The organism is Pseudomonas sp. Leaf127 (assembly GCF_001423155.1).
In the GTDB taxonomy this organism is placed as follows: Bacteria; Pseudomonadota; Gammaproteobacteria; order Pseudomonadales; family Pseudomonadaceae; genus Aquipseudomonas; species Aquipseudomonas ovata.
Window position 1 is genome coordinate 216,482 of sequence record NZ_LMOA01000021.1, and the last position, 24,835, is coordinate 241,316.

Consider the following 24,835-nt stretch of genomic DNA (forward strand, 5'->3'; position numbering starts at 1 on the left):
CACTCCATCAGGCCAGGGTGTAGGCGGTTTTGACAGTGGTGTAGAACTCTTTGGCATAGCCGCCCTGCTCGCGCGCGCCATGGCTTGAGGCTTTGCGACCGCCGAACGGCGCGTGGTAATCGACCCCGGCCGTGGCGACGTTGACCATCACCATGCCGGCGGTGGAGCGCTGCTTGAAATCGCTGCTGTACTTGAGCGAGGTGGTGCAGATGCCCGAAGACAGCCCGAATGGGGTGTCGTTGGCAATTGCCAGCGCTTCGTCGTAGTCACTGACCTGAATGACGCTGGCCACCGGTCCGAACACTTCCTCGCGGTTGATGCGCATCTGGTTGTGCGTTTCGGTAATCAGCGCCGGTGACAGGTAGTGGCCGGGGGTGCTGCGTTCCAGCCGCTCACCGCCATACACCAGCCGCCCGCCTTCCTGCTGTGCCTGCTGGATGTAATCGCAGTCCTGCTGCAACTGCGCCTGCGAGACCACCGGCCCCATGTCGCAGCCTGGCGCCAATGCATGATCGACCTTCAGTGACGCCAGGCGCCGGATGACCGCCTCGACAAAGCGGTCGTGAATGCCGCTTTGCACGATCAGCCGGCTGGACGCCGTGCAGCGTTGCCCTGTCGAAAAGAACGAACCGGCCACGGCGACTTCAACGGCCTGCTCCAGGTCGGCGTCATCAAGCACGATCAGCGGGTTCTTGCCGCCCATTTCCAGTTGCACCTTGGCACCGCGCGTCATGCACGCCATACCGATGTTGCGGCCGGTGCCAGTGGAGCCGGTAAAGGTCAGGGCCCGAACCCTGGCCGAGGTGGCCAGCGCCTCGCCGACCTTCGAGCCCGGTCCCATCACCAGGTTGAACACGCCAGCCGGCAGCGCACCGGCCCGCACGATGATTTCAGCCAGGGCCCAGGCGCTGCCCGGCACCAGGTCGGCGGGCTTGAACACGACCGTGTTGCCGAACGCCAGGGCCGGGGCGATTTTCCAGGCCGGAATGGCGATGGGAAAATTCCACGGCGTGATGATGCCTACCACGCCTTCGGGCTCACGCCGGACATCCACCTCGACGCCGGGGCGAATCGACGCCAGCCGCTCGCCCGAGAGGCGCAAGGCTTCACCGGCAAAGAACCTGAATACGCGACCGGCACGCACCACCTCACCAATGCCTTCGGCCAGGGTCTTGCCCTCTTCGCGAGCCAGCAGTTGCCCCAGCTCCTCACGCCGGGCAAGGATTTCGCTGCCGATACGGTCCAGTGCATCGCTGCGCACCTCGGCACTGACCCGTGCCCAGCGCTCAGTGGCCGCAAAAGCGGCATCGATGGCCATTGCGGCCTGCGTGGCGTCGGCGCGGGCATATTCGCCGATGACTTCGCGAGTATCGGAAGGGTTGATATTCAGATTGATATCAACGCCCTCAATCCATTCACCGGCAATAAAGTTCTTGTGCATATTGATTCCTGAAATACCGGGCCACTTCCTGAAGACGTGCAGGGGCGCAGGCGACAAGAAAGTGCCGACACCTGTCGCGTACCTGACCGCAACTAATCATTTAAAAAAAGTGGGCCGAACGGGTAGTTGATTATTAAAGTAAGGGCGATGCAAACACAGTAACTTGATCAGTCGCCGCCTCTGTTTAAAACGATACCCAGATCACTGGACGTCGTCTACGGCGTGGCTGTGACCTGTATTCACACCCTCTTTGCCACGCCGCCTGGTTTACGATTGCCTTGTCTTACATGCCCGGCTCATCACGCATCCACGCCACGTTTATTATTCAAGGTGCTACCGCCGTACTTTGTCGAACCACCAGTTCGATTGGCATACGTTCGCGCCGCGCCAAGGGTTTGCCTTCAATTAACGCCACTATATTATTGGCGCTGCTGATACCCAGCTGAAACAACGGCACCCGGACGGTGGTCAATGCCGGCACGGACACGGCGGCAACGTCGATATCATCGAAGCCGGTGATCGACAGCGCGTGGGGCACCTGGATACCCAAAAGTCGCGCCTCGGCGACAGCGCCTATGCATGTGACATCCGTGCTGCACACTATCGCCGTCGGCCGTGGCTCAAGTTCCATCGCCATGCGCAACCCGGCACGACCGCCCTCAAGGGTAAAGGGCTGCTCAATGAAACGCGTCTCGTCGAGCGTTACGCCGTGACCGGCCAGCTCACTGAGCACACCAAGCTTGCGGTAATGGGCACGCTCGTTGTGAGCCAGCACGCCACTGATCATGGCGATGCTGCGATGGCCCAGGCTCAACAGATGCCGCGCGACCATCCGCCCGCCTTCTTCATTACTGAAACCCACACAATGGTGTGGGTGCAGACCATCGAGCGACCACATCAGGATGAACGGGCATTGCGCAGCGTTCAGTGATTCATAGACGGCGGCGCTGTGTTCGGTCCCCACCAGCAATACGCCTTCGACGCCACGCTCGATCATGTTTCTGACGCTGATCAACTCCTGGGCCTGGTTATATTCATGGGAACAAATGATCAGGTGATAGCCAAGCGCGCTCAGGCGCTGCTGCAGGGCCTGAACCGACTCGGCAAAGGCCGGGTTATTGAAGGTCGGAAAAACGGCCCCGATGCTGTAGGTGCGCCGTGAAGCCAGCGCCCGGGCAGCCCCGTCGCGGACATAACCGAGCCGCTCGACCGCCGCCAGCACTTTCTGCAAGGTGCCGGGCTTGACCAGGTGCGGAACCGAAAGCGCCCGCGACGCGCTGCCTACCGAGACACCGGCCAGTTGCGCCACGTCCTTGAGCTTGGGTTTTTCATGCGTTTTCATCAAAGGATCAGCCTTGCCGGGTCAATACACCAGAGTTTGACAGACGCGCCCGTGACCGCTCTAGCGCATCAACCAGCCGCCAGCCACATCGAGCACCTGGCCGGTGATGAACGCGCTGTCACCCGAGGTGAGAAAGCACGCGGCCTGGGCCACTTCTCGAGGTGTGCCAAGCCGTCGCAACGGGGTTTCATCGACCACGCGCTGGTTGGCCTGGGCCGATACGCTTTGCACCATCGGGGTTTCGATACGACCGGGGGCCAAGGCATTGGCCGTGATCCCCAACGGCCCCAACTCACCGGCCAGGTGCCGGGTAAAACCGATGATCGCAGCCTTGCTGGCGCTGTAGTGCGCCGCCACGATGGGCAGGAACGCGCTGCCCGCCACCGAGGACATATTGACGATGCGTCCGAAGCGCTGCTGCACCATCGACGGGGTCAAGGTACGCACCAGGTTGAATGACCCGCTCAGGTTGATCCCGACCACCCGCTCCCACTCCTGCGGGTCCATCTCCCAGATGCGTGACGGGGCGCCATTGTGCTTGGGCGAAACCCCGGCGTTGTTGATCAGCGTATCAATGGGGCCCAGCACGGCGGCGAGTTGCTCGCACGCATGCTGGCACTGGCCGAAATCGGCTACATCAGCCTGGGCCCAGGCCACCTGATGGCCCTCGGTGCGCAGGCTGTCGGCCTGCCGACTGACACTTTGCGCATCGAAGTCGAGCAAGCCGACCCGTGCCCCTTCCTCACAATACAGCCGGGCAATGGCAGCACCGATGCCACCGGCAGCCCCGGTGACCAGCACGACGCGACCCGCATGCCGAAGCGTTTCCATGGTTATCCTCGATTCAATGAAATCCATTGCCGGTCAAAGGCCCAGGTAGGCGCGCTTGACGTGGGGATTGTCGAGCAGTTCCTGACCGGTGCCGCTGAGGACCACCTCACCGTTCTCCAGCACATAACCCCGGTTGGCAATGCGCAATGTATGCACGATGTTCTGCTCGACGATCAGCACCGTGGTGCCCAGCGCCAGGATCTTGCCGATGATCTCGAACACCTGTGACACCAGCAGCGGCGACAGGCCCAGTGAAGGCTCATCGAACATCAGCAGCCTGGGTTCGGCCATCAGGCCGCGGGCAATGGCGACCATCTGCTGTTCACCGCCGGACAAGGTGCCGGCGTTCTGGCCCAGGCGCTCACGCACCCGGGGAAACAGGTCCAGGATATCGTCGAAGCGCTTCTTGTAATGTTGACGGGCGCTGCGTTTGTAGGCGCCCATCAGCAGGTTGTCGCGCACACTCAGAAACGGAAACAGCTGGCGACCTTCAGGAATCAGGGTCAGCCCCGCGGCCACGATCTCATCCGGTCGCTTGCCGTCCAGGCGTTGCCCTTCGAACTCGATGCTGCCCTGCGACGGTTCGACGATGCCGCACAGGCTGCGCAACGTGGTGGTCTTGCCGGCCCCGTTGGCGCCGACGATGGTGATGACCTCGCCGGCATTCACTTCAAAACTGACGCCGCGCAGGATCTCGGTGCCGCCATAGCCGGCATGCACATTAGTGAGCTTAAGCATGGCTGTACTCCTTGCCCAGATAGGCTTCGATGACGTGCGGGTCGTTGATGACCGTCTGCGGGGCGCCCTGCATGAGCAAAGCCCCGGAACTGATCACCACAATCCGGTCGGACAGACTCATGGTGGCTTGCATCAAGTGCTCGATCATCAGCACGCTGACGCCAGAATCGCGTACCCGGCGAATCACTTCGATCGCCTTGGCCACATCGGCAGGGTTCAAGCCGGCCATGACTTCATCGAGCAGCAGGATGCGCGGCCGCGTGGCCAGGGCACGCGCCATCTCCAGGCGTTTCATGCCACCGACGGTCAGGTTGCGCGCACGGGTGTCCAGCAAGGCCGTCAGTTCGGTCAGGTGCGCCACCTGGGTGGCAATCGCCCGCGCCTCATGGGCATCGGCGGTGTGCATGAAGGCGCCCAGCATGATGTTTTCGCCCACGCTCAAATCGGCGAATGGCTGCACGATCTGGAAGGTGCGGCCAATGCCGGCCCGGGCAAACCCCGCCGGACTGGTGGGAGTGATCCATTCGCCATTGGCCAGGCGTACCTTCACGCAGCCTTTGGAGGGCAGCAAAAACCCGGAGAGCTGGTTGAACACGGTGGTCTTGCCGGCACCGTTGGGGCCGATGACCCCGACGATTTCACCTTCGGCCAGGCTCAATGACACGTCATTGGTGGCATGCAGACCACCGAAGAACTTGTGCAGGTTTTCGGCGACCAGGATCGGCTCGCCCCGGGTGGCCGAGATCGTCGGCACCGGTTTGGGCATGGTGCCCGCCGTCTCCTTGAGTAGCGGCTGCCTGCCGCCGGGCAAGGCATCGATCCAGGCGAATACACGGCCGCCGAAACGCCCGACCAGGCCTTGCGGAATGGTCAATACCACGACCACCAGCACAATGCCGTAGACCAGGCCGTGCACGCCGCTGCCCATGTCACCCAGCCAGCCGCGCGCCAGTTCAGCCAGTGGCAGCACCAGGATCGTGCCGATCAGCGGGCCCGATACGGTGCCCAGGCCGCCGATCAGGGCGAACATGGCAATCTGGATCGAAAGGTCCAGCGAGAACACCGAGCCCGGCTCGATGAAGGTCAGGTACATCGCATGGAAACTGCCCACCAGGCTGGTCAGGAAAGCCGAGAGGATCACCGCGATCAGCTTGACCTTGACCGAGTTGACGCCCACGGCATGGGCGGCATCTTCACGCTCGCGCACGGCGATCAGGTAGTAGCCCAGGCGCGAGGTCTTGATTTTCCACGACACGGCCAGCGTCACGATCAGAAAGCCGAACGCGATCAGCAGGTAAGGCCAGCGAGGCCGGAACAGCATCCATTCGATGCCCAGTTGCAGCGGTACGCCAATACCTGCGGCGCCACCGGTGATGTCGTGCTGATTGATCGCAACCAGGCGTACCACTTCCAGCACGGCAATGGTGGCCAGTGCAAAGAACGGCCCGCGCAGCCTGAAGCACGGCCAACTGATCACCACCGCCACCACGCACGACAGAGCCGCGCCGATGAACATGCCGAGCCAGGGGCTCAGGCCGAAGTTGATCATCAGCAAGGTCGTGGTGTAGGCCCCCACGCCATAGAACACGGCATGGCCCAGCGACAACTGGCCGGCAAAGCCGCCGACGATGTTCCAGGCGCTGGCCAGGGCCGCGTAGCTGCAAATCAGAATGAACAGGTGGTAAACGAACGGCGACCCCACGCCCAGGGGGATCACCAGCAGCAGCGCCAGGATAATTGCGCTGACATAAACACGCGGATGCAGGAGGTTCATGATCCTTTTCCTTATTCAGAGCCGCGGCCGGAGCCGAACAGGCCGGTCGGGCGAAACACCAGGATGGCCAGGAAGATCATGAAATAGACGACCTCCTTGAGATCCGGCGCGATGTAATACCCGGCCAGGCTGTCGACGATGCCGATCACCATCGATCCCAGCAGCGCCCCCGACAGACTGCCCAGGCCACCCAGCACGACAATGACGAACGCCGTCAGCACGAAGAACGTCCCGACCGTAGGAAACACCGGGTACTGCGGGGCAATCAGTCCACTGGCCACGCCAAGGCAGGCGCAGCCCAGGCCAAAGGCGAAGACGTAGATTTTCTTCACGTCTACCCCCATCAACTGCGCCGCATTGCGGTGTTGCGCCGTGGCCCGCACCGCGCGCCCCAGGAAGGTGTGGTGCAAGAAGGCATGCAGTCCGGCGACCATGATCAACGACACCACGAAGGTGATCAGTTGCCCACTGCTGGCGCGCAAGGGCCCAAGGGTCACAGACGCGGTGCCGACGCTGATGTTCTGCACGGTCTTCACGTCCGCGCCGAACACCAGCAATGCACCGTTGATCAGGGCAATCGACACCCCGACCGTGGCAAAGATCTGGATATGCCCTTCGGCACTGAGCAGAGGCTGGATGATGAAGCGCTGCATGACCGCGCCTGCAGCGAACAACAGCAACGTGACCGGGATGATTGCCACATAGGGGTGAAGCCCGAAGTGGCTGTTCATCAGGTAGACCGCATACAGGCCGATCATCAGAAACTCGCCGTGGGCGAAATTGACCACGCGCACGATGCCGAAGATCAGTGTCAGGCCGATGCTGATGATGGCCAGGGTGCCGCCCAAAAGCAGCCCGTTCAGGACCAGCTGGATAAAAATTTCCACGAGACGCCCTCTTGGCGAGCGGACAGGTTGCGCAGGTCAGGGAGATGACCTGCCACGAGCCGGTATTCAGGGGTGATCGGTAAAACGTGCCTTGGTTACGGCTGCCGACTCGGGATAGACGGTTTTCAACACACCGTCCTGCCATTGCATGATCGAGGTACTGGCTCGCTCGTTCTGGCCATTGGCGGCAAAGCGCGCGCCCATGCCAGAGGCCGTCTGGCCGGCGGGAATATCGACACTGGCCACCGCGGCGCGTAATGCATCGGCCTCCAGCGAGCTGGCGCTCTGCATGGCATCGAGGAAGATCTTGGCGCCCACATAGTTGATCAGGCTATGACCGGAACGGGGTTCGGTTCCATAGCGCGCCTTGTAGGCCTGGGCAAAGGCGCTGATGCCCGGTGCACCGGCTTCGTTGGTCTGGTATTGCGGAAAATCGACGTCCAGCACCCCTTCCATGTTCTGCGCGCCGACCACCTTGACGGTGTCCTGCATCGAGTAGCCACCGCCGGCGCCAATCACGGCCTTGGGCTTGAAGCCAGCCTCGCGGATCTGCCGGAAGAACAGCGTGGTGTCGTTCTGGTAGCTGGTTTGCAGCACCACGTCGGCCTGAGCGCCCTTCAGGCGCAGAATCAACGAGGACAGATCGACGGCCTTGGCCGAATAAGGCAGCACCTCGACCACGTTGAGCCCCTGCTCTTCGGCCAGCTTTTTCTGGAACCCGGCAATGGTGGTGCCGTACAGCGCATCTTCGTGAATGATCGCGACCTTCAGTTGCCTGGCATCTACATTCAACGTCGGTGCAACGATTCTGGTGATGGCGGTAATAGTGCCTTCGGCAAAGTTCTTGGCCGTCGGGTTGCTGCGCATCACATACTTGAGATTGCGCTCGGTAATGCTGTCAGACACGGCGCCCAACTCGAAATACGGGACGCCTGCCAGCTCAGTGACCTGCGTGGCGGCAAAGGACAGGGCCGAGGAATAGCTGCCAAACACTGCCGTGACGTTTTGCACCGAGGTCAGTTTGCGCGCCGCGCCCACTGCCTGGCCTGCGTCGACGGCATCCGCCTTGAGCAACGCGATTTGCTCGCCTTTGAGACCGCCTGCCGCATTGCGCTCGGCCACTGCGATTTCCAGCCCTCGGTAACTTTCATCGCCCAGCAAGGCCAAGCCCCCGCTGAAAGGATAGAGCGCTCCCAGTTTTATATCGGCGAGGGAGGCCATTGAAGCGCTCAATGACAACGCCGCGCAGAGGGATGTAGCCCAGTATTTTGTCTTCATTGTTATCTCCTGGTAAAAAGGCATGGCTCAAAAAAATGAATCGATTCATATTTTTTATGGTTACTTTAAATAGCCAAATACCTGCTTATGGCTTAAAAACTCATCATTTTATGAAGCGCTTCATTTTTAGTGTGGCAGCGTGGTTTACAGATGGCCTGTGTACCGTTGCGCAACGCCCAAAGATTACGGCGGGCGTTGACGCATTCATACCGCTGAGAATTCACACCTGCTGTGAACGCTCGTCACAGTCATTGCCGGGGTTAAGCCACGCCTTTCAATCGCGTGCTGTAAAACCCTGGCGCCCGAGGCGCTCCATGATCAGCTCGATAAACGCCGACACTGCCAACGGCAGATGCTGGCGGCTGGGGTATAAAACGTGCAGGCCATAGCCGGTGCGGTAGTAATCGGGCAACACAGGCACCAGGCGACCGGCGTGCAGATCGGGGGCGACGATGGTGATCGGCAACAGAGTGATGCCCAGGCCGGCCAGCGTCGCCTTGCGCAAGGCCTGGGCGGTGTTGCCGGTAAAGCGACTGGCGATGCGCACATCGTGTTCGGCGCTGCCCGGGCCCTTGAGACGCCAGGTGGTCAAGTGGCCGGGTTGAGTGAAACTGACCGCATCGTGTTCAGCCAGGGCTTCCAGCGTGACTGGCATGCCACGCCGGTCCAGATAAGCAGGACTGGCCACCATCTGATCATGACGCGCTTCGAGTAACTGGCGGCCCACATAGCCGGAGTCCTGCAGGATGCCGCCGCGAAAGGCAATGTCGATGCGTTCGGCAATCAGGTCGCAACGGGCGTCGCTGAGGACAAAATCCAGCCGCACCTTGGGGTGTGTGGCGAGAAAGTCGGCCACCCATTGCATCGGAAAAAAGTCGAAGAAATCGGCCATCGCCGCCACACGCACCGTGCCGCTGGGTTCCTGGCTGCCGCTGATCAATTGCTGCCCGGCTTCCATCAGGCCTTCGACAGCACTTGAGCAGCGGTCGTGAAAGGCCTGGCCGGCCTGGGTCAGGGTCAGCTTGCGGGTCGAACGCTGCAACAGGCGGGTGCCGACCTGGTCCTCAAGCTGCTGCACCCGACGGCTGAGGGTATTGGCCGGCATGCCCAGTAGCCGGGCGGCCTGGGCAAAGCTGCCGTAACGGACTACGTGGACGAACAAGGCAACATCGTTGAGATCAAGCATAGGCAACACCACTACTTCGCTAACTGGATGAGTGCACTCCAATTGTGCCATCTAATAAAGTAATTGCCAGGCGCTTAAGCTGCGGACATTCCCACTTGCAGAGCGCCTTCCCATGACTCGCACACTTGCCGTTCAACACCAGGCCCAACGCCGAATCACTCGTCAGACATCAGGACGCGTCCACGGCCCCATCACCCGCTTGATGAGCCCCGGCGATCTGGGCCAGGTGCTCAAGCCCTTCGTATTCCTGGACATTTTCAGCCTGCAAGCCAAAGGCCTCAAGTCGAGCTTCGGCATGCACCCGCACTCGGGCATTGCTACGGTCACCTACATGATCTCCGGCGACGTGGCCTATCAGGATTCCACCGGTGCAACGGGTGTGCTGCCGGCCGGCGGTGTGGAGTGGATGCGTGCCGGCAACGGTGTATGGCATGACGCGACACTGGCCAGCGATGCCGCCATGCTGGGTTTTCAGCTGTGGCTGGCGCTGCCGGCGGCACTGGAAAACGCCCCGGCCCAGAGCCTTTACCTCGACCCGGCCGACGTTGCCGAGGACGGCCCCGTGCGGGTGCTGATCGGCCAGTACGGTGCTGCCCGCAGCCCCATTCCGGCACCTGCCGGCATCAACTACCTGGCGGTCAACCTGCGTGACGGCGAGCACTGGCACTACACACCACCCGCCGGACACACCGTGGCCTGGGTGGCGGTCAATGCCGGTCGCCTGCACGCCAATGGCCTGATCGAAGCCGGTGAACTGGCGGCCTTTGAAGAAAGCGAGCAAGGCATCGACTTCGTGGCCCACGGCGCCACCTCGTTCGTGCTGGGTTCGGCCATCAAGCATCCCCATGACCTGGTGACCGGGCACTACTCGGTGCACACCAGCCCCGCCGCCCTGGCGCAGGGCGAAGCTGAAATCCAACGCATCGGCGCCCTGCTGGGCGCCTGAGGCCCAAGCCACAGCCCTCTCTATTCATTCTTTATTCAAGCGAGCAAAACCATGACCACCGCACCCGATCTTCTGCTTTCGCCTGTCCAGCTTGGCGCCACTGCCTTGAACAACCGCATGGTCATGGCGCCCATGACCCGCAGTCGCGCCGGCGATGGCGACGTCCCCACGCCGCTGATGACCGAATACTACCGCCAGCGGGCCAGTGCCGGCCTGATTGTCACCGAAGGCTCGCAAGTCTCGGCCCAAGGCAAGGGCTACATGCGTACCCCCGGCATCTTTACTGCCGCCCAGATCAAGGGCTGGCAGCAGATCACCGATGCCGTGCATCAGCAAGGCGGGCGTATCTTCCTGCAACTGTGGCATGTAGGCCGCCTGTCCCACGCCCTGGTACAACCCAACGGCAACCAGCCGGTGGCCCCTTCGGCGATCAAGGCCGACGGCGAGCTGTACACCCCCGAGGGGCTCAAGGCCTACGAGGTCCCACGCGCCCTGGGTATCGACGAGATTGCTGCGGTTGTGGCCGACTTTCGGCAGGCGGCCGAGAATGCCCGGCAGGCCGGTTTCGATGGCGTGGAAATCCACGGTGCCAATGGTTACCTGATCGACCAGTTCCTGCGCGATGGCACCAATCAGCGCACCGATGCCTACGGCGGCTCGGCCGAGAACCGCGTGCGCTTTCTCAAGGAGGTGGTCGAGGCGGTGATCGAAGTCTTTGGCGCCAGCCGCGTCGGCGTTCGCCTGTCGCCGGTGTTCGATTATTTCTCGATGAGCGACAGCCAGCCGCAGGTCACGTTCAACCAGGCGGCGAAAATGCTCAGCCGCTACAGCCTGGCGTATCTGCATGTGGTGAGGATGGGCACAGAAGCCTTCGACTTTGCCGAGCTCAAGCGCCACTTCGGCGGCACCTACATCAGTAACGGTGGCTACGATGCCGCCCAGGCCGAAACCGCCCTGCAAACCGGCGACGCCGACCTGGTGGCCTTTGGTACGCCCTTCATTGCCAACCCGGACCTGGTCGAGCGCTTCAGAAAAGGCGCCGGGCTGAACCCGCTCGACACCACCACCTTTTACCAGGGTGAAGAAAAAGGCTACACCGACTACCCGGCCCTGGCGGTCTAAACGCTCAGCACAATCTTGCCAAAGTGCGCGCCAGAGGCTTCATGGGCGAAGGCTTTGCCGATGTCCTCCAGGGCAAACACGCTGTCGATCACCGGCTTGACCTTCAGGCACTCCAGCGCCTGGACCAGGTCAAGCTGGTGTTGCCGGTTGCCGACGATCAAGCCCTGCAGACGCTGTTGCCGGGCCATCAGCGCCACGGTCGGCACTTCACCAGACACCCCGGTGAGGATACCGATAAGGGCAATATGCCCGCCGATCCGGCAGGCCGTGATCGATTGCGCCAGCGTCGCCGGGCCGCCCACTTCGACCACATGATCGACGCCGCGCCCGTGGGTCAGCGCCAGGACTTCTTCGCCCCACTGCGGTTGCGTGCGGTAATTGATCGTGTGGTCGGCGCCCAGCGCCCGCACCCGGGCCAGTTTTTCGTCCGATGACGAGGTCGCAATCACCACGGCACCCATGGCCTTGGCCAGTTGCAGGGCAAAAATCGACACCCCGCCGGTGCCCATCACCAGCACCGAATCACCCGGCTTGATACCGCCATTGACCACCAATGCACGCCAGGCGGTCAGCCCGGCGGTGGTCAGGGTCGCGGCTTCCTGATGCGAATAGCCTTTAGGGGCACGGGTAAACCAGTGACTGGGCTTGACCACGACTTGCCGGGCATAACCGTCGACACCGTCACCCGGCGTGGTGCTGAAGTCGCCAATGGTCGGCGCCCCGTCATGCCAGTGCGGAAAGAAGCACGACACCACATGGTCGCCCACCTTGAATTCGGTCACCTCTTCGCCTACGGCCTCGACCACCCCTGCGCCATCGGCCATGGGAATACGCCCGTCAGCCGTTGGCATCTTGCCGGTGGCCACCGCGTAGTCATGAAAATTCAAGGAGCTGGCGTGCACGCGCACGCGGATCTGGCCTGGCCCCGGCTGGCCGGGATCAGGCAAGTCGACCAGGTGAAGATTATCCAGGCCTGCAGGCAGGCGAAGGGTGATGGCTTTCATTGAACAAGTCCCTTTCAAGGCGATGAGGGTGCGCCAGCGGATGGCGCTTCAAGCCACCGGCTGGCGCACTGTGAACGTCAGTGCTTGAGGGCTTGGGCAACAGAAACGGCAATTGGTGTCGTCGCCCGGCCGATCAGTCGGCTCAGTTGACGCGAATCATCGAACAGCGCGCCCTTGGCCGCACCGGTGTCGGAGTCCGAGAGCAGCGCGGCAAAGACATCGGGCAGACCGATACCGATCAGCGCGGCTTTGTACTGCTGCTCCGGCAGGTCGCTGTACACCACTGGCCGGCCCGATTGTTCAGCCACCTCTGCGGCCAGTTCCGTCAATGAATAGCTGTCGTCACCGGCCAGTTCGTAGACCTTGCCGGCATGACCGTCCTGGGTCAGCACCACCGCAGCGGCGTCGGCATAGTCGGCGCGCGAGGCCGAAGCAATGCGCCCCTCACCTGCGCTGCCCAGAATGGCGCCATGCTCAACCGCGGCAGGCACGCTGGCGGTGTAGTTCTCGTGGTACCAGCCGTTGCGCAGCAGCACATGATCCAGGCCGGACTCGGCCAGCGCCTGTTCGGTGTCGCGGTGCTCCAGCGCCAGACTCAAGGGCGAAGTGTCGGCCCGCAGCACGCTGGTGTAGGCCAGCAACTGCACGCCGGCGGTCTTGGCCGCCTGAATGACCGCTCGGTGCTGTGCCGAGCGCTGGCCGATTTCGTTCGAGGAAATCAGCAGCAGCTTGCTGACGCCGGCCAGTGCCGCGTCGAGCGTCTGCGGCTCGGAGTAATCAGCCCGGCGCACAATCACACCCTTGGCCGCCAGGTCCTGGGCCTTGAGCGGGTCACGCACCAGGGCGATCACGTGGGTTGGGGCCACGCTGTTAAGCAGCGCGTCGATGACCAGACGGCCCAGTTGGCCGGTTGCACCTGTGACAGCAATCATGAAAGCACCTTGATTCGAATGAGAGGAAGCCGCATGCTACGCCGCACACTTACGATTAGTAAGTACGCACAAAAAGGTAAGTGCCATGACCGTGGATGAACAGCTTTACACGCCGTTGGCCGCCAGACTTCGCCGTGGCGAGGTGCTGAGCGCCGACTGCCCTTCGCGCCATGTGCTCAAGCACATGACCAGCCGCTGGGGCGTGCTGGTACTGGTGGTGCTGATTGACGGCACGCATCGTTTCAGTGACCTGCGACGCAAGATCGGCGGCATCAGTGAAAAAATGCTTGCACAGACCCTGCAAGGGCTTGAAGGCGACGGCCTGGTGCAGCGCGTCTCACACCCGGTGGTGCCGCCGCATGTGGAATACAGCCTCACGCCGCTGGGCCGTGAGGCTGCAGCAAAAGTCGAAGCCATGGTCGACTGGATCGAAGAACGGCTGCCGGCCATTCTGCAGATTCGCCATGAAAAAGCAGACTCTGCGCTGAATCAGACCACCTGATCGCTACCTGGCACCTCGCGCTCACGCGGTTGACGAGGCGCTGCATGCAGGGTCACGGGCACTGACTTGGCCGCCGGCACCTTGCTGCGCTCGGCGTGATGCCACAGCGGCACCAGCGCATTGCACTCGGGGTAATACCCCGCCGCGCAGCCTTCGGGAATGTCATACGCCAGAATCTGCAAGGGCCCGGCTTCACGCAATACTTCCGGTTCGACCGCCGTGCGCAGCATGATCCAGTCACCAGGGGCAAAGCCCAGGCGCACGATGTCGTTGCGGTTGAGAAACACCACGCTGCGGGTGCCCTTCACGCCACGAAAACGGTCGTCGTAGCCATAGATGGTGGTGTTGAACTGGTCGTTGCTGCGGATCGTCATGAGCTGAATGACATGGCGGTTGTCAGCGGTGCCAGGAACATCGTCGTTTTCATCCAGTGTCTGCGGCGTCACGAACTGTGCCTTGCCGGACTCGGTGGGCCACTCACGCTGGCGCACCGGCAAGGGACGGTGAAAGCCGCCCGGCATCCACATGCGCGTTTCCATGTCATGAAAAATCTGCGGGTACACCTGCGCAATGGCTGCCCGGATCTGGGCATAGTCGCCCTGCCACTGCGCCCAGGGAATCCGGGCCTGGCCATCGAGGGTGGCTTGTGCAATACCGGCGATGATCGCCACTTCTGATTGCAGGTGCTCGCCGGCCGGCTTCCGGGTTCCTTTCCAGGCATGCACGAACCCGGTGCTGTCTTCTGTGCTGTAGACCTGCTCCTGGCCGTTTTGCCGGTCCATTTCCAGGTGACCCAGGCACGGCAGCAACCACATATGGGTGCCAGGCAACAAATGACTGCGATTGAGCTTGGTGGCCACTTGCACGTTCAACTGCAACTGCGACCAGGCCGGCTCCATGCGACTCGTATCTGGAATGGCACGCAGAAAGTTACCGCCCAGCCCGATGAAGCCTTTGACGCTGCCGTCCAAAATCCCCTCGCAGGTGTCGACCGTGGCCCGGCCCATGCGCTCGGGCACCTTGAAACTGAACAATGCCTCGATCTTGTCCTTGGGCACCTTGGCCGGGTCTTCGGTAATGCCCACCGTGCGCTGGCCCTGCACATTGGAGTGCCCGCGCACCGGGCAGATGCCCGCACCCGGCTTGCCGATATTGCCGCGCAGCAACAGGAAGTTGACCAACATCTGTACGTTTTCGACGCCATGACGGTGCTGGGTCATGCCCATGCCGTAGACCAGCATGACCCGTTCGCTGCGCGCATACACGGTGGCGGCGGCCTCCATCGCACCGCGACTCAGGCCCGAACGGCTTTCCAGCACAGCCCAGGGCTGGCGCTCGACCTGGGCAATGAACGCCTCGAAACCTTCGGTGTGTTGCGCGATGAAATCATGGTCCAGCACCGGCTGGCGCTGTTCGGCCTGGGCCTGGCGGTCCATTTCCAGCAGCGCCTTGGCCATGCCGGTGATGGCCGCAATGTCGCCGCCAATCGCCACCTGATGGTATTGCGTGCTGATCACAGTCGACGCCGGCCCCAGCATCTCGACCGGCGATTGCGGGTTGACGAAGCGCTCCAGGCCCCGCTCGCGCAACGGGTTGAAGGTGATCACCGGCACCTGGCGCTTACGCGCCGCTTGCAGCGGGTGCAGCATGCGCGGGCTGTTGCTGCCGACGTTCTGGCCGAAAAAGAAAATGCAGTCGGTGTGTTCGAAGTCATCCAGCGTGACCGTGCCTACCGGCACGCCAATGCTTTCCTGCAAGCCGACCGAAGTGCTTTCGTGGCACATGTTCGAGCTGTCGGGCAGGTTATTGGTGCCGTAGGCCCGGGCCAATAGTTGATACATGAACGACGCTTCCAGCGACGCCCGCCCGGAGGCATAGAACACCACCTCATCGGGCGCCAGCCGGCGCAGTTCGGCACCGATTTCCTTGTAGGCCTGGGCCCAACTGGTGGGCCGGTAACGATCATCCCTGGCGTCGTAGCGCAACGGATGGGTCAACCGCCCGTGTTGCTCCAGGGCATGATCGCTCCAGCCGCGCAGTTCGGTCAGGGTGTGGCGGGCAAAGAAATCCGGGGCGGTTCTGAGCGCGGTCAGCTCCCAGGCCGTGGCCTTGGCGCCGTTTTCACAGAACTCCAGTGCCAGCGGATGGGCCGGCTTGGCCCAGGCGCAACTTACACAGGCAACGCCCTTGGGTTTATTCAACTGGAACAAAGTGGCCGGGGCATGACGCCATGCCTGCTCGCGCCAGAGAATGTTCATGACCGAACGGGCCGAGCCCCACCCTCCCGACGCCGAGAGATAAGGCCGGAACCGGGCAGTGGAATGGATAAGCTGCATCGAACGCCCCTTGCTGGAAGCCCCTGAAAGGCCAATGGAAAACCTTGCATGCACAGCAAAGGACTGCTTGCGATTCAGCCTTGTTCAACGGCTGTGTCGCGTTTGACGACAGATGGCTTATCGGCATCTCGGAACAAGCGTCTACCCAGTTGGTGTGCCGCCTGGAGAGAGGCTGCTGCCGGCTGCGTTTCCGATTCGAACACCCGCGTGGAGCTTATGACCGGTGCGCCGCAGTAATCGAAAATGCCGTGATCGATCTGGGTTTTCATTGCCGTACCGTATCCATGCCGTTCGTATGTACCAGCGTCGGCTCCGGCCACGCCAAGCAGATGGACCTGCAGGTGGCCCAGTTTCTTGACCAGCGTGGCATCCGGGCTGAAATCGAACGCCCAGCCATTGCAGAATACCCGGTCGATCCAGCCCTTGAGCAACGCCGGCATCGACCACCAATACACCGGATAGACCAGCACCAGTGCATCGGCACGCTCGATCCGCGCCTGTTCGGCCAGGACATCGGCAGGCGGCGGGCTTTTGTGGCGATGAACCGCGCCATCGGCCACCGAAAATCGAGGGTCGAAGCCGCTGGCGGCCAGATCGAGGATTTCATGGCTGTGCGACGGATCAGCGTCGGTAATGCCTTGGGCCACTTGCCTGGCCAGGCTGTGAGTCAGGGAGGAGGCATCATGATGGGCGACAACGATAAGCGTGTGCATGGGCGGTTCCTTGTGGGCGGATGATCAGTCGATTGCGAGACGGCGCCTGACGCAATATACTTTTGGTAGGTTTCGATAACTTACTTTTGGTATATAGCGATGTCAAGCCCGCCCTCACCTGCCCGTTCCCAGCCGCGCCAACGCCTGTCGCGGGAAAACCGCCTGGCCCAGTTGCTGGGCGTGGCCTGGAAAATCGTTCGTGAACAAGGCACCGAAGCGTTGACGCTGGGTCATCTGGCCGAACAGGCCGGTGTCACCAAGCCGGTGGTCTACGATCACTTTCCGGATCGCCCGGCGTTGCTGTGCACGCTGTATCAGGATTTCGACGAGCGTCAGACAGCGCTGTTCGATGCAGCCTTGCAACACAGCGAAGCGAGCGCCGAGGCCAAGGCGCGGGTGATTGCCAATGCCTATGTGGACTGCGTGCTGCAGCAAGGCCGTGAAATCGCGGGCGTACTTGCCGCGCTCAGCAGCTCGCCGGAACTGGCGCGGGTCAAGCAGGCGTATGAGGCAGCGTTCATGGATAAATGCCGGGCTGTGCTGGCGCCCTTTATCGGCAACAGGCAGCTGTCGACCGCGCATTTGCGCGCCATGCTCGGCGCCGCCGAAGCGCTGTCGGACGCCGCGGCATCCGCTGAGGTGTCGCCATCACAGGCCAAGGCCGAACTGTATGAGGTGATCGTGTCGATGCTCAGCCGCGCCCGATAAAGTCGGCGTCTGGCCGGCTTATCCTGACTCGCCCGCCAGCATTCGCTGGTGAAAGCCGGCCAGGCGGTCCAGGGCATAGAGCGCCGCCTCCTTCTGCAGGTTCGACCGGTCACCGAAGAACCGCTCGCGCCGGGTAAAGACGCTGAGGCGCTTGCCCTCGACAAATCCCCAGGCAAAACACACGGTGCCGGCCGGAATGCCGTCGACGTCTTCGCTGCCGCATAACCCTGTGGTGGCAATCACCACATTGGCCGGGCTGTCACGCAGTGCGCCTATGGCCATTTCCCGGGCCACTTCATTGCTGGTGAGGTTAAAAAACTCCATGGTCTTGAGGCTGACGCCCAACAGCCGGTGCTTGGCCTCAGGCGAATACACCACATAACCGCTTTCCATGACTTCGCCACAGTGCGGTACTTCAGCCAGCAACGAAACGATTCTTCCGGCCGTGCAGGATTCCGCGGTGGTGAGGTAAAGGGAATGGGCCTTGAGGTAGTCGACAACTTCGGCAGGGTTCATTGCGCACTCCGCACTCAATACGTTTATGTCTGGCTGCACTCGGTTTTTATACGTGCAGCCGGCTCACGTTTGACGCGCCGTCATAGCCACTTGATCCGTTGCAGCGCCCCATTACAAGACGAACGGTTTAAATCTGTCATGAGCATGTTCCGTCTGGAACATTACTCGGAACTTAGCCCTTCGACGCTGCCTCATTTAACTATCATCCCCCACGATCAGGCTGATAGCGATATGAGAGCACTTACCTATCACGGCGCCCACAACGTCAAGGTCGACACCGTTGCGGATCCGGTCCTGCAACAACCGGACGACATCATTTTGCGGGTCACGGCCACTGCCATCTGCGGCTCGGACCTGCACCTTTATCGAGGCAAGATTCCAGCGGTCGAGCACGGCGATATATTCGGCCATGAGTTCATGGGCGTGGTCGAGGAAGCCGGCACCGCCGTGACAGCAGTCCGTCCCGGTGATCGGGTGGTGATTCCCTTCGTGATTGCCTGCGGCAGCTGTTTCTTCTGCCAGCACGATCTGTTTGCCGCCTGCGAAACCACCAACACCGGGCGCGGCGCAATCCTCAATAAAAAGGCCATTCCGGCCGGTGCAGCACTGTTTGGCTACAGCCACCTGTACGGCGGCGTGCCCGGTGGCCAGGCCGAATACGTGCGGGTGCCCAAAGCCAATACCGGGCCATTCAAGGTGCCGGGCACGCTGGCGGACGAGAAGGTGCTGTTTCTGTCCGATATTCTGCCCACCGCTTACCAGGCGGTCACCAACGCCGAAATCGGCAATGGCTCCAGCCTCGCCATCTACGGTGCCGGACCGGTGGGGCTGTTATGTGCCGCCGTGGCACGCATGCTGGGCGCCGAGCGCATTTTCATGGTCGACCACCATGCCTACCGCCTGGCGTATGCACAGAAAACCTACGGCGTGATTCCGATCAATTTCGACGAGGACGATGACCCGGCCGACACCATCATCCAGCAGACGCCTGGCATGCGCGGGGTCGATGGCGTGGTTGACGCGGTGGGTTTCGAGGCCAAGGGCAGTACCACCGAAACCATCCTGGCCACGCTCAAGCTCGAAGGCAGTAGCGGCAAGGCCCTGCGCCAGTGCATCGCGGCGGTCAGGCGCGGCGGCGTGGTCAGTGTGCCGGGGGTCTACTCCGGGTTCATTCATGGTTTTCTGTTTGGCGATGCGTTCGACAAGGGCCTGACCTTTCGCATGGGCCAGACCCATGTGCAGCGCTACCTGCCCGAGCTGCTGGGGCATATCGAGACCGGCAGGCTGGCGCCGGAAGCCATCATTACCCATCGTCTGTCGCTGGAGCAGGCGGCCGAAGGCTACAAGATTTTCGACAAGCGCCAGGAAGACTGCCGCAAGGTCATTCTGACGCCGGGCAAAAGCCATATCGAGGCCCCCATCGTCGAGTCGGTAGGCGTCGTACCGGTCGTTTAAAACGCGCTACACAAGGAACTGCCTCATGGAAACGTCATTGTTCTCGATCGCCTTGACGATCATCATCCTGCTGCTGGACATCTGGGCCGTCGTCAGCGTCTGGCGCAGCACCAAATCGTCGGGCACGAAAATCGGCTGGACTATCCTGATAGTTGCCATGCCGCTGGTGGGCCTGGCGATCTGGGGTATCGCCGGCCCCCGTGGCATCGCCAGACCGCCCAGCTCACCCAATCACAGCAAGGGCTGAGCCTGGCCTCAGGCAAAACGTGTGAAACGATAAGGCGCCGGGTCGATGATCGGCGCCTGGCCTGACACCAGGTCGGCAGCCAAGTGACCGGCGGCCGGCGACGTGCCGAAGCCATGGCCCGAGAAACCACTGGCCAGCACCAGGCCGGGAATTGCAGACACCTGGTCTATAACCGGATTGGAGTCCGGTGTTATATCAATGGTCCCCGCCCATGCCTGCTCGATCTCGGCATTCTGAAACACCGGCCAGGCTGCCCGCAGGTTACGCATGGCCTCGTCGTTGAGTCCATTGTTGGCCGCCGGGTCCTGAATGCGTACACGTTCGAAGGGCGAAACCGCATCAGCTTTCCAGCGGCGGGCCAGGGCCAGGTCCTTGAAGAAATACTTGCCCATGGAAATTCGCAGAAAGTCGCGCTGCGACTTCAAGGCTGGCAGGTATTTGCTCCCCAACAAGAAGTGATCCAGGGTCAGGAAAGCGTCCAGTGCCCCGCGCTGGGTGATGATGTAGCCCCCATCGATGTGCTTGCGAAAGGAAAAGTCCGGCGCGCCCACAGCAATGTCAGTCGGCCCGTTCATGGGTCGGGTGCGCAGCACCGAGCAGGTCAGTGGCAGCGTGGGCAGGTTGATGCCCAGGTTGCCCAGAAAACGGCGCGACCATAGGCCACCGGCCAGCAGCACCTGCTCGCAACGAATCTCACCGCGCTCGGTGACCACGCCACTGACCCGCCCGCCCGAGGTTTGTACAGTACGCACCGCACACTGCTCGATGATCACCGCGCCCTTGGCGATGGCCGCATTGGCAATGGCGCTGGCGGCCAGCGTCGGTTCGGCACGGCCGTCTGACGGTGTGTAGATGCCGCCAAGCCAGTCGCCCTGCCCGCCTGGCACATGCTGGGCAATTTCCTGCTTGCTCAGCAGGCGCGAGCCCAGCGCCAGCGGCTCCACACCCTTGAGCCATTGCTCATGCATCGCCATCTGCGCTTCGTTACGGGCGATGAACATGATGCCGGCCTGGCGATAACCCACATCAACCCCTACCCGCTCGGGCATTTGTGCCCATAGCCGGTCGGCGGCCTGGGCCAGGGGAATGTCGGCGGCATGGCGGCTGGTCTTGCGGATCCAGCCCAGGTTGCGCGAAGACTGCTCACCGGCAATCCGGCCTTTTTCCAGGACCACGACCGGAATGTTGCGCTCGGCCAGGGTCAAGGCCGCCGTCAGGCCGATGATGCCGCCGCCGATGATGACCACCGTGGTCGAGGCCGGCAGCGGATGGGAGGTGTTTACAGGCGCAATGGTAGGGGCCATGGGTCTATGACTCTGGAAAACTGGTAAAAAATCACCCGCCGCGCGGTCGCGCAGCAAACATGGAGCCGGAGTAGGAGCGCGCTTGCCCGCGACCGAGTGCGTAGCGCTCGCAAAATCTGCGAAACGCCAAAAATCTTACGGCTGCGAACACATTCAATATCTGCGAAACGCTGCAATTTTACGACTGCTACGCAGCCGGTCGCGGGCAAGCGCGCTCCTACAGGAGACTGATCTGCGTCACTTCGGCGCGTGCCGCACCGCGGTAGGCGGTCACTTCCAGCTCGACCTTGTAGACGGTCGAGCCCAGTGGCGGACAGGTCACGGTGCTGGCCGGGTCGACGCCGCGAAACTTCTGGCCAATGATTTCCATCACCTGTGGCACATCGGCCGGGTCCTGAATGAATACCCGCGAGCACACCACGTCGGCCAGACTGGCATCCACTGCCGCCAGTGCCGCCTCGATGTTGGCGAACACCTGGTGGGTCTGCTCGACCAGGTCTTCGGGGATTTCCTTGGTCTGCGGGTTACGGCCAGCGGTGTTGGACACGAAGATCCAGTTGTCGACGGCGACCAAGCGCGAGTAGCTGGCCATGTCTTCGAATTTCGAACCGGTCTTGAGCTTGGTGATCTGGGTCATGCCGTATTTCCTTATGAAAAATGTTCGATCAGCTGAGAACCGGGGTTTCCCAGAGGTTCAGCTTGATGCCGATGCCGCGCTCGATGGCATTGCGGTACACCACCGTGCCCCAGGCCACGTCCTCGACCGGCATGCCACCGACCGACATCAGAATGATTTCTTCATCGTTCAAACGGCCCGGCGCGTCGCCGGCGATGATCTTGCCGATGTCCTCGACCTGTTCAGGCTGCAACGAGCCCTCGGCGATCATGTCCATGAAGCGCACGCCGATCACCGGCACGCAGTGGTGCGCAGGCTTGGGCAGTTCGTGGAACCAGGCCTGGTAAAGACCGGTGTTGTCGACCACCTTGCGCACATCGGCCTGTTCCATACCGGCGTCGATGTTGCACGCGGCCGGCATTGCCAGGAACGCACCGGGCTTGACCCACTCGCGCTTCACGATCGGATAGGCATTGGGGTCGCCCACTTCGCCAGAGCTGCAATAGGTCACCAGGTCCGAGCCGCGCACCACTTCTTCAAGCGTGTCGACCACCTGGACATTGACGATCTGCGGGAAGGTGACACCGATCCAGGTCAGGAAATCATCCAGGCTGCGCTGTCCGCGGGCCTTGATCTTGATCGTGTCGATCTGTGGGCACACGGCTATGAACGCGGCCACCGAGGTCTTGCCCATCACGCCGGGCCCCAACAGGCCGATGACCCTGGAATCCTTGCGCGCCAGGTGCCTGGCACCAACACCCGGAATGGCGCCGGTGCGGTAGGCCGACAACAGGTTGGCCGACATGTGCGCCAGTGGCGCGCCGGTGTCCGGATCGTTGAGGGTGAACATCAGGATCGAGCGCGGCAGCCCCTTGTCGCGGTTGGCGATGTTGGAGCCGTACCATTTCACGCCGGCGGTGCAGAAGTTACCGCCCAGGTACGCCGGCATCGCCATCATGCGCCGGTCGGCAGTAGGCTTGGGCATGGTCGGAAACGGCGAGTGTTCGGGAAAGGTCACCATGGCACCGTGCGAATCGTTGTTCGGCCCCGCCATGCGATAGTCGCCGTGGTACAGCAGGCCGAACATCTCTTCCATGGTGTCGACGCACGAAGGCATGTCGGTCACCCCGGCGCGGATCATGTCCTGCTCAGACAAGTAGATAAAGTCGATCTTGGTATTGTGGGTCATGTTTATCTCGAAGCACTGAGACATAGTGGGCGGCCGCTCTGGCGCCGCATTCGGCCTGCCTTGAGCTGTCCGGGTCAGGTGATTTCGAGTCTAGGGAGGCCGCTGACGGGCGTATTGTAAAAACCCGACATGTTCGAGCAGACGGCCACTGGTGCGCTAATTGCAATGCAATGGCAATCGTGAACACCGTGACTTCACGTGCAGATCGCTTTTCAGGTGCAAGATCCATGACCTCACCCTCACCGGTCCATGCCCCGCGCGACCTTGGCGAACAGCCCTGGTTTGTGCTGAATTCATCGCGTTATCGGGTCATCAACACCCGTCACCCGGCGATTTCGCACTTTTATGCCCTGGACATCGCCACGCCTTCGGACCTGACCTTTGCGGTGCCGGATGGCTGCGTCGACATTCTGTTCGACTGTGACGCCAGCCGGCCGGGCGCCAAGCTGTGTGGCACCCCGTTGAAGGCGCAGCGGGTGGATTTGCTACACCAGCACCGTTACTTCGGGGTGCGTTTCCGCCCAGGCGTGATACCGGGCTTTGCCCAGAACCTGGCCGAGGATCTGGCCGAACAGCAAATCGACCTGCAAGACCTGCTGCCTAACGCCCAGGACATGATCGAAAGCATTACCCGCGAGGTGCAGTTCGACGAACAGATGGCGCTGTTCAACGGCTTTGCCCCCGCCAGCCTGTCACGCACCACCTCGGCGCTCACCACCCTGGTCATCGACAAGGTGCTGGCGCACCGGGGCGACATTCGCATCAGCCAGCTGGAGGCCCTGAGCGGTTACACCGAGCGCACGTTGCAGCGCCAGTTTCGCCACGACACCGGCATGACGCCCAAGACCTTTTGCCGCATCATCCGTTGCCAGGCCGCATTGAGCTGCATCAGCAACGGATTCGAGCTGTCGTTTTCCGACCTGGCGCAGGATCTGGGCTTTACCGACCAGTCGCATTTCCTGCGCGACTTCAAGCAACTGATCAGCACCACGCCCAACGACTATCAACGCCAGCTTATAAAGAGCGCTGGTCGGGCACGGATTGATGTAACGGCCTGAGGTGCATGTTCTTGGCGCACCTGAAGAGGCTTGCGCACCATCAATGTGCCGGTTACTGCACGCTGGCGCGGACCTGCTCCCTGAAACGGTTCTCGAAACCGTCCTGAACCTTGAGCTTTTCCAGCAGTGAGGGCAGCACCTGCCGGCTGATCACGATGATGCCGTCACGGTCGCCCACAATGGCATCGCCGGGGTTGCAGACCACATGCGCACACGCTACCGCCGTGCCGACCAGGCCCGGCCCGGTCTTGGAGGGGCCGGCGGGATTGACGGCACGGGCATAGACCGGCAGACCCATGACGTCCAGTTCCTCGATATCACGCACCGCGCCATCAATGACCACCGCTGCCACTTTTCTCGCCAGGCACACCTCACCCAGCAGGTCGCCGAACACCGCACGATTGGTTTCACCATTGCCGTTGATGACCAGCACATCCCCGGGTTGGGCATCGTCCAGCGCCCGATGAATCGCCAGGTTGTCGCCCTCGCGAGTCAGCACCGGCAGGATGGTGCCGAAAAACGAAGGCTTGCCGGCCACATGGCGAATGACCGAAGCCATCATGCCCATGCGTTGCAGGACATCGCCGATCAGGGCGACCGGATAGTGAGAGATGGCGTGCAGCACCGTGAGATCGGCGCGCTCCCAATGCGGCGTCACGCCAATGTTTTCAGCCGATACGTTGATGAACATGATGACCTCGACAAAAAAT

At 61.9% G+C, this 24,835-nt stretch carries 24 protein-coding genes; 7 read left to right on the forward strand and 17 right to left on the reverse strand.

Annotated features, from left to right (window positions below; all coding sequences use genetic code 11):
• Positions 1 to 7: 7 nt before the first annotated feature.
• From ASF84_RS14315 to ASF84_RS14350, 8 genes are all read right to left on the reverse strand, one after another.
• Complete coding sequence (locus ASF84_RS14315; protein ID WP_056839440.1) at positions 8 to 1,441, reverse strand: aldehyde dehydrogenase family protein; 1,434 nt, start codon at positions 1,439 to 1,441, stop codon at positions 8 to 10.
• 325 nt (positions 1,442 to 1,766) lie between these two features.
• A complete protein-coding gene (locus tag ASF84_RS14320) occupies positions 1,767 to 2,783 on the reverse strand; it encodes a LacI family DNA-binding transcriptional regulator (protein WP_056839441.1) in 1,017 nt (338 codons plus the stop codon).
• A gap of 60 nt (positions 2,784 to 2,843) precedes the next feature.
• Complete coding sequence (locus ASF84_RS14325) at positions 2,844 to 3,614, reverse strand: SDR family oxidoreductase (RefSeq protein WP_056839443.1); 771 nt, start codon at positions 3,612 to 3,614, stop codon at positions 2,844 to 2,846.
• Positions 3,615 to 3,647: 33 nt separating this feature from the next.
• Positions 3,648 to 4,352: an ABC transporter ATP-binding protein gene (locus ASF84_RS14330; protein ID WP_056839445.1), complete on the reverse strand. Its 705-nt coding sequence runs from the start codon at positions 4,350 to 4,352 to the stop codon at positions 3,648 to 3,650.
• Entirely contained in the window at positions 4,345 to 6,126 is a 1,782-nt protein-coding gene (locus ASF84_RS14335; protein ID WP_056839447.1) for a branched-chain amino acid ABC transporter ATP-binding protein/permease, read from the reverse strand. Before ASF84_RS14335 ends, ASF84_RS14330 begins: the two co-directional genes overlap by 8 nt.
• An 11-nt stretch (positions 6,127 to 6,137) precedes the next feature.
• Complete coding sequence (locus ASF84_RS14340) at positions 6,138 to 7,013, reverse strand: branched-chain amino acid ABC transporter permease (protein ID WP_056839449.1); 876 nt, start codon at positions 7,011 to 7,013, stop codon at positions 6,138 to 6,140.
• Positions 7,014 to 7,079: 66 nt separating this feature from the next.
• Positions 7,080 to 8,234, reverse strand: coding sequence for an ABC transporter substrate-binding protein (locus tag ASF84_RS14345; protein WP_236709426.1), 1,155 nt, complete (start codon positions 8,232 to 8,234; stop codon positions 7,080 to 7,082).
• A 331-nt stretch (positions 8,235 to 8,565) separates the two neighbouring features.
• Positions 8,566 to 9,477, reverse strand: coding sequence for a LysR family transcriptional regulator (locus tag ASF84_RS14350; RefSeq protein WP_056839453.1), 912 nt, complete (start codon positions 9,475 to 9,477; stop codon positions 8,566 to 8,568).
• Between the two features lie 112 nt (positions 9,478 to 9,589).
• Between ASF84_RS14350 and ASF84_RS14355 the strand changes: the two genes are divergently transcribed.
• Positions 9,590 to 10,423 carry a pirin family protein gene (locus ASF84_RS14355; RefSeq protein ID WP_056839455.1) on the forward strand — a complete coding sequence of 278 codons (834 nt, stop codon included), beginning with the start codon at positions 9,590 to 9,592 and terminating at the stop codon, positions 10,421 to 10,423.
• A gap of 51 nt (positions 10,424 to 10,474) precedes the next feature.
• Positions 10,475 to 11,545: an alkene reductase gene (locus ASF84_RS14360; RefSeq protein ID WP_056839457.1), complete on the forward strand. Its 1,071-nt coding sequence runs from the start codon at positions 10,475 to 10,477 to the stop codon at positions 11,543 to 11,545.
• Here ASF84_RS14360 and ASF84_RS14365 read toward each other — a convergent pair.
• Both ASF84_RS14365 and ASF84_RS14370 read right to left on the reverse strand, forming a co-directional pair.
• The gene (locus ASF84_RS14365; RefSeq protein ID WP_056839459.1) at positions 11,542 to 12,549 is read right to left on the reverse strand and encodes a zinc-dependent alcohol dehydrogenase family protein; all 1,008 of its coding nucleotides are present in this window, start codon (positions 12,547 to 12,549) and stop codon (positions 11,542 to 11,544) included. The genes ASF84_RS14360 and ASF84_RS14365 overlap by 4 nt on opposite strands.
• Before the next feature lie 77 nt (positions 12,550 to 12,626).
• Positions 12,627 to 13,481 carry an SDR family oxidoreductase gene (locus ASF84_RS14370; RefSeq protein ID WP_056839461.1) on the reverse strand — a complete coding sequence of 285 codons (855 nt, stop codon included), beginning with the start codon at positions 13,479 to 13,481 and terminating at the stop codon, positions 12,627 to 12,629.
• Between the two features lie 85 nt (positions 13,482 to 13,566).
• Here ASF84_RS14370 and ASF84_RS14375 point away from each other — a divergent pair, with 85 nt between their 5' ends.
• Positions 13,567 to 13,983: a winged helix-turn-helix transcriptional regulator gene (locus ASF84_RS14375; protein ID WP_056839463.1), complete on the forward strand. Its 417-nt coding sequence runs from the start codon at positions 13,567 to 13,569 to the stop codon at positions 13,981 to 13,983.
• Here the strand turns inward: ASF84_RS14375 and ASF84_RS14380 are convergent.
• Both ASF84_RS14380 and ASF84_RS14385 read right to left on the reverse strand, forming a co-directional pair.
• A complete protein-coding gene (locus ASF84_RS14380; RefSeq protein WP_056839465.1) occupies positions 13,971 to 16,319 on the reverse strand; it encodes an FdhF/YdeP family oxidoreductase in 2,349 nt (782 codons plus the stop codon). The two genes, ASF84_RS14375 and ASF84_RS14380, sit on opposite strands and share 13 nt — an antisense overlap.
• Before the next feature lie 74 nt (positions 16,320 to 16,393).
• Positions 16,394 to 17,032, reverse strand: a complete 639-nt coding sequence (locus ASF84_RS14385; RefSeq protein ID WP_056839467.1) for an NAD(P)H-dependent oxidoreductase — start codon at positions 17,030 to 17,032, stop codon at positions 16,394 to 16,396.
• 99 nt (positions 17,033 to 17,131) lie between these two features.
• Between ASF84_RS14385 and ASF84_RS14390 the strand changes: the two genes are divergently transcribed.
• A complete protein-coding gene (locus ASF84_RS14390) occupies positions 17,132 to 17,740 on the forward strand; it encodes a TetR/AcrR family transcriptional regulator (RefSeq protein WP_056839468.1) in 609 nt (202 codons plus the stop codon).
• 18 nt (positions 17,741 to 17,758) lie between these two features.
• Here the strand turns inward: ASF84_RS14390 and ASF84_RS14395 are convergent, their stop codons facing one another.
• Entirely contained in the window at positions 17,759 to 18,256 is a 498-nt protein-coding gene (locus ASF84_RS14395) for a CinA family protein (protein WP_056839470.1), read from the reverse strand.
• A gap of 231 nt (positions 18,257 to 18,487) precedes the next feature.
• On the opposite strand from ASF84_RS14395, the gene ASF84_RS14400 reads away from it, so the two are divergent.
• Positions 18,488 to 19,711 (forward strand): zinc-dependent alcohol dehydrogenase, encoded by a 1,224-nt coding sequence (locus tag ASF84_RS14400; protein ID WP_056839471.1) that lies wholly within the window; start codon positions 18,488 to 18,490, stop codon positions 19,709 to 19,711.
• A gap of 25 nt (positions 19,712 to 19,736) precedes the next feature.
• On the forward strand, positions 19,737 to 19,958 hold the full coding sequence (locus tag ASF84_RS14405; RefSeq protein WP_056839474.1) for a PLD nuclease N-terminal domain-containing protein: 222 nt from the start codon (positions 19,737 to 19,739) through the stop codon (positions 19,956 to 19,958).
• An 8-nt stretch (positions 19,959 to 19,966) separates the two neighbouring features.
• Here ASF84_RS14405 and ASF84_RS14410 read toward each other — a convergent pair whose 3' ends face one another.
• The 3 genes from ASF84_RS14410 to ASF84_RS14420 all read right to left on the reverse strand — a co-directional run bounded on the left by ASF84_RS14410 (position 19,967) and on the right by ASF84_RS14420 (position 23,067).
• Complete coding sequence (locus tag ASF84_RS14410; protein ID WP_056839476.1) at positions 19,967 to 21,262, reverse strand: NAD(P)/FAD-dependent oxidoreductase; 1,296 nt, start codon at positions 21,260 to 21,262, stop codon at positions 19,967 to 19,969.
• Positions 21,263 to 21,479: 217 nt separating this feature from the next.
• The gene (locus tag ASF84_RS14415; RefSeq protein WP_056839478.1) at positions 21,480 to 21,899 is read right to left on the reverse strand and encodes a RidA family protein; all 420 of its coding nucleotides are present in this window, start codon (positions 21,897 to 21,899) and stop codon (positions 21,480 to 21,482) included.
• 28 nt (positions 21,900 to 21,927) lie between these two features.
• On the reverse strand, positions 21,928 to 23,067 hold the full coding sequence (locus tag ASF84_RS14420) for a tyramine oxidase subunit B (protein ID WP_056840151.1): 1,140 nt from the start codon (positions 23,065 to 23,067) through the stop codon (positions 21,928 to 21,930).
• 227 nt (positions 23,068 to 23,294) lie between these two features.
• On the opposite strand from ASF84_RS14420, the gene ASF84_RS14425 reads away from it, so the two are divergent.
• The gene (locus ASF84_RS14425) at positions 23,295 to 24,125 is read left to right on the forward strand and encodes a helix-turn-helix transcriptional regulator (protein WP_056839480.1); all 831 of its coding nucleotides are present in this window, start codon (positions 23,295 to 23,297) and stop codon (positions 24,123 to 24,125) included.
• A gap of 52 nt (positions 24,126 to 24,177) precedes the next feature.
• On the opposite strand, the gene ASF84_RS14430 is transcribed toward ASF84_RS14425, so the two are convergent.
• A complete protein-coding gene (locus ASF84_RS14430; RefSeq protein WP_056839482.1) occupies positions 24,178 to 24,816 on the reverse strand; it encodes an RraA family protein in 639 nt (212 codons plus the stop codon).
• Between the last annotated feature and the right edge of the window lie 19 nt (positions 24,817 to 24,835).

What these genes read in the sequence shown, in the direction of transcription:
- ASF84_RS14315 (WP_056839440.1), bottom strand. Translation starts at nt 1,441, where the DNA reads ATGCACAAGAACTTTATTGCCGGTGAATGGATTGAGGGCGTTGATATC.
- ASF84_RS14320 (WP_056839441.1), bottom strand. Translation starts at nt 2,783, where the DNA reads ATGAAAACGCATGAAAAACCCAAGCTCAAGGACGTGGCGCAACTGGCC.
- ASF84_RS14325 (WP_056839443.1), bottom strand. Translation starts at nt 3,614, where the DNA reads ATGGAAACGCTTCGGCATGCGGGTCGCGTCGTGCTGGTCACCGGGGCT.
- ASF84_RS14330 (WP_056839445.1), bottom strand. Translation starts at nt 4,352, where the DNA reads ATGCTTAAGCTCACTAATGTGCATGCCGGCTATGGCGGCACCGAGATC.
- ASF84_RS14335 (WP_056839447.1), bottom strand. Translation starts at nt 6,126, where the DNA reads ATGAACCTCCTGCATCCGCGTGTTTATGTCAGCGCAATTATCCTGGCG.
- ASF84_RS14345 (WP_236709426.1), bottom strand. Translation starts at nt 8,234, where the DNA reads ATGGCCTCCCTCGCCGATATAAAACTGGGAGCGCTCTATCCTTTCAGC.
- ASF84_RS14350 (WP_056839453.1), bottom strand. Translation starts at nt 9,477, where the DNA reads ATGCTTGATCTCAACGATGTTGCCTTGTTCGTCCACGTAGTCCGTTAC.
- ASF84_RS14355 (WP_056839455.1), top strand. Translation starts at nt 9,590, where the DNA reads ATGACTCGCACACTTGCCGTTCAACACCAGGCCCAACGCCGAATCACT.
- ASF84_RS14360 (WP_056839457.1), top strand. Translation starts at nt 10,475, where the DNA reads ATGACCACCGCACCCGATCTTCTGCTTTCGCCTGTCCAGCTTGGCGCC.
- ASF84_RS14365 (WP_056839459.1), bottom strand. Translation starts at nt 12,549, where the DNA reads ATGAAAGCCATCACCCTTCGCCTGCCTGCAGGCCTGGATAATCTTCAC.
- ASF84_RS14370 (WP_056839461.1), bottom strand. Translation starts at nt 13,481, where the DNA reads ATGATTGCTGTCACAGGTGCAACCGGCCAACTGGGCCGTCTGGTCATC.
- ASF84_RS14375 (WP_056839463.1), top strand. Translation starts at nt 13,567, where the DNA reads ATGACCGTGGATGAACAGCTTTACACGCCGTTGGCCGCCAGACTTCGC.
- ASF84_RS14380 (WP_056839465.1), bottom strand. Translation starts at nt 16,319, where the DNA reads ATGCAGCTTATCCATTCCACTGCCCGGTTCCGGCCTTATCTCTCGGCG.
- ASF84_RS14385 (WP_056839467.1), bottom strand. Translation starts at nt 17,032, where the DNA reads ATGCACACGCTTATCGTTGTCGCCCATCATGATGCCTCCTCCCTGACT.
- ASF84_RS14390 (WP_056839468.1), top strand. Translation starts at nt 17,132, where the DNA reads ATGTCAAGCCCGCCCTCACCTGCCCGTTCCCAGCCGCGCCAACGCCTG.
- ASF84_RS14395 (WP_056839470.1), bottom strand. Translation starts at nt 18,256, where the DNA reads ATGAACCCTGCCGAAGTTGTCGACTACCTCAAGGCCCATTCCCTTTAC.
- ASF84_RS14400 (WP_056839471.1), top strand. Translation starts at nt 18,488, where the DNA reads ATGAGAGCACTTACCTATCACGGCGCCCACAACGTCAAGGTCGACACC.
- ASF84_RS14405 (WP_056839474.1), top strand. Translation starts at nt 19,737, where the DNA reads ATGGAAACGTCATTGTTCTCGATCGCCTTGACGATCATCATCCTGCTG.
- ASF84_RS14410 (WP_056839476.1), bottom strand. Translation starts at nt 21,262, where the DNA reads ATGGCCCCTACCATTGCGCCTGTAAACACCTCCCATCCGCTGCCGGCC.
- ASF84_RS14415 (WP_056839478.1), bottom strand. Translation starts at nt 21,899, where the DNA reads ATGACCCAGATCACCAAGCTCAAGACCGGTTCGAAATTCGAAGACATG.
- ASF84_RS14420 (WP_056840151.1), bottom strand. Translation starts at nt 23,067, where the DNA reads ATGACCCACAATACCAAGATCGACTTTATCTACTTGTCTGAGCAGGAC.
- ASF84_RS14425 (WP_056839480.1), top strand. Translation starts at nt 23,295, where the DNA reads ATGACCTCACCCTCACCGGTCCATGCCCCGCGCGACCTTGGCGAACAG.
- ASF84_RS14430 (WP_056839482.1), bottom strand. Translation starts at nt 24,816, where the DNA reads ATGTTCATCAACGTATCGGCTGAAAACATTGGCGTGACGCCGCATTGG.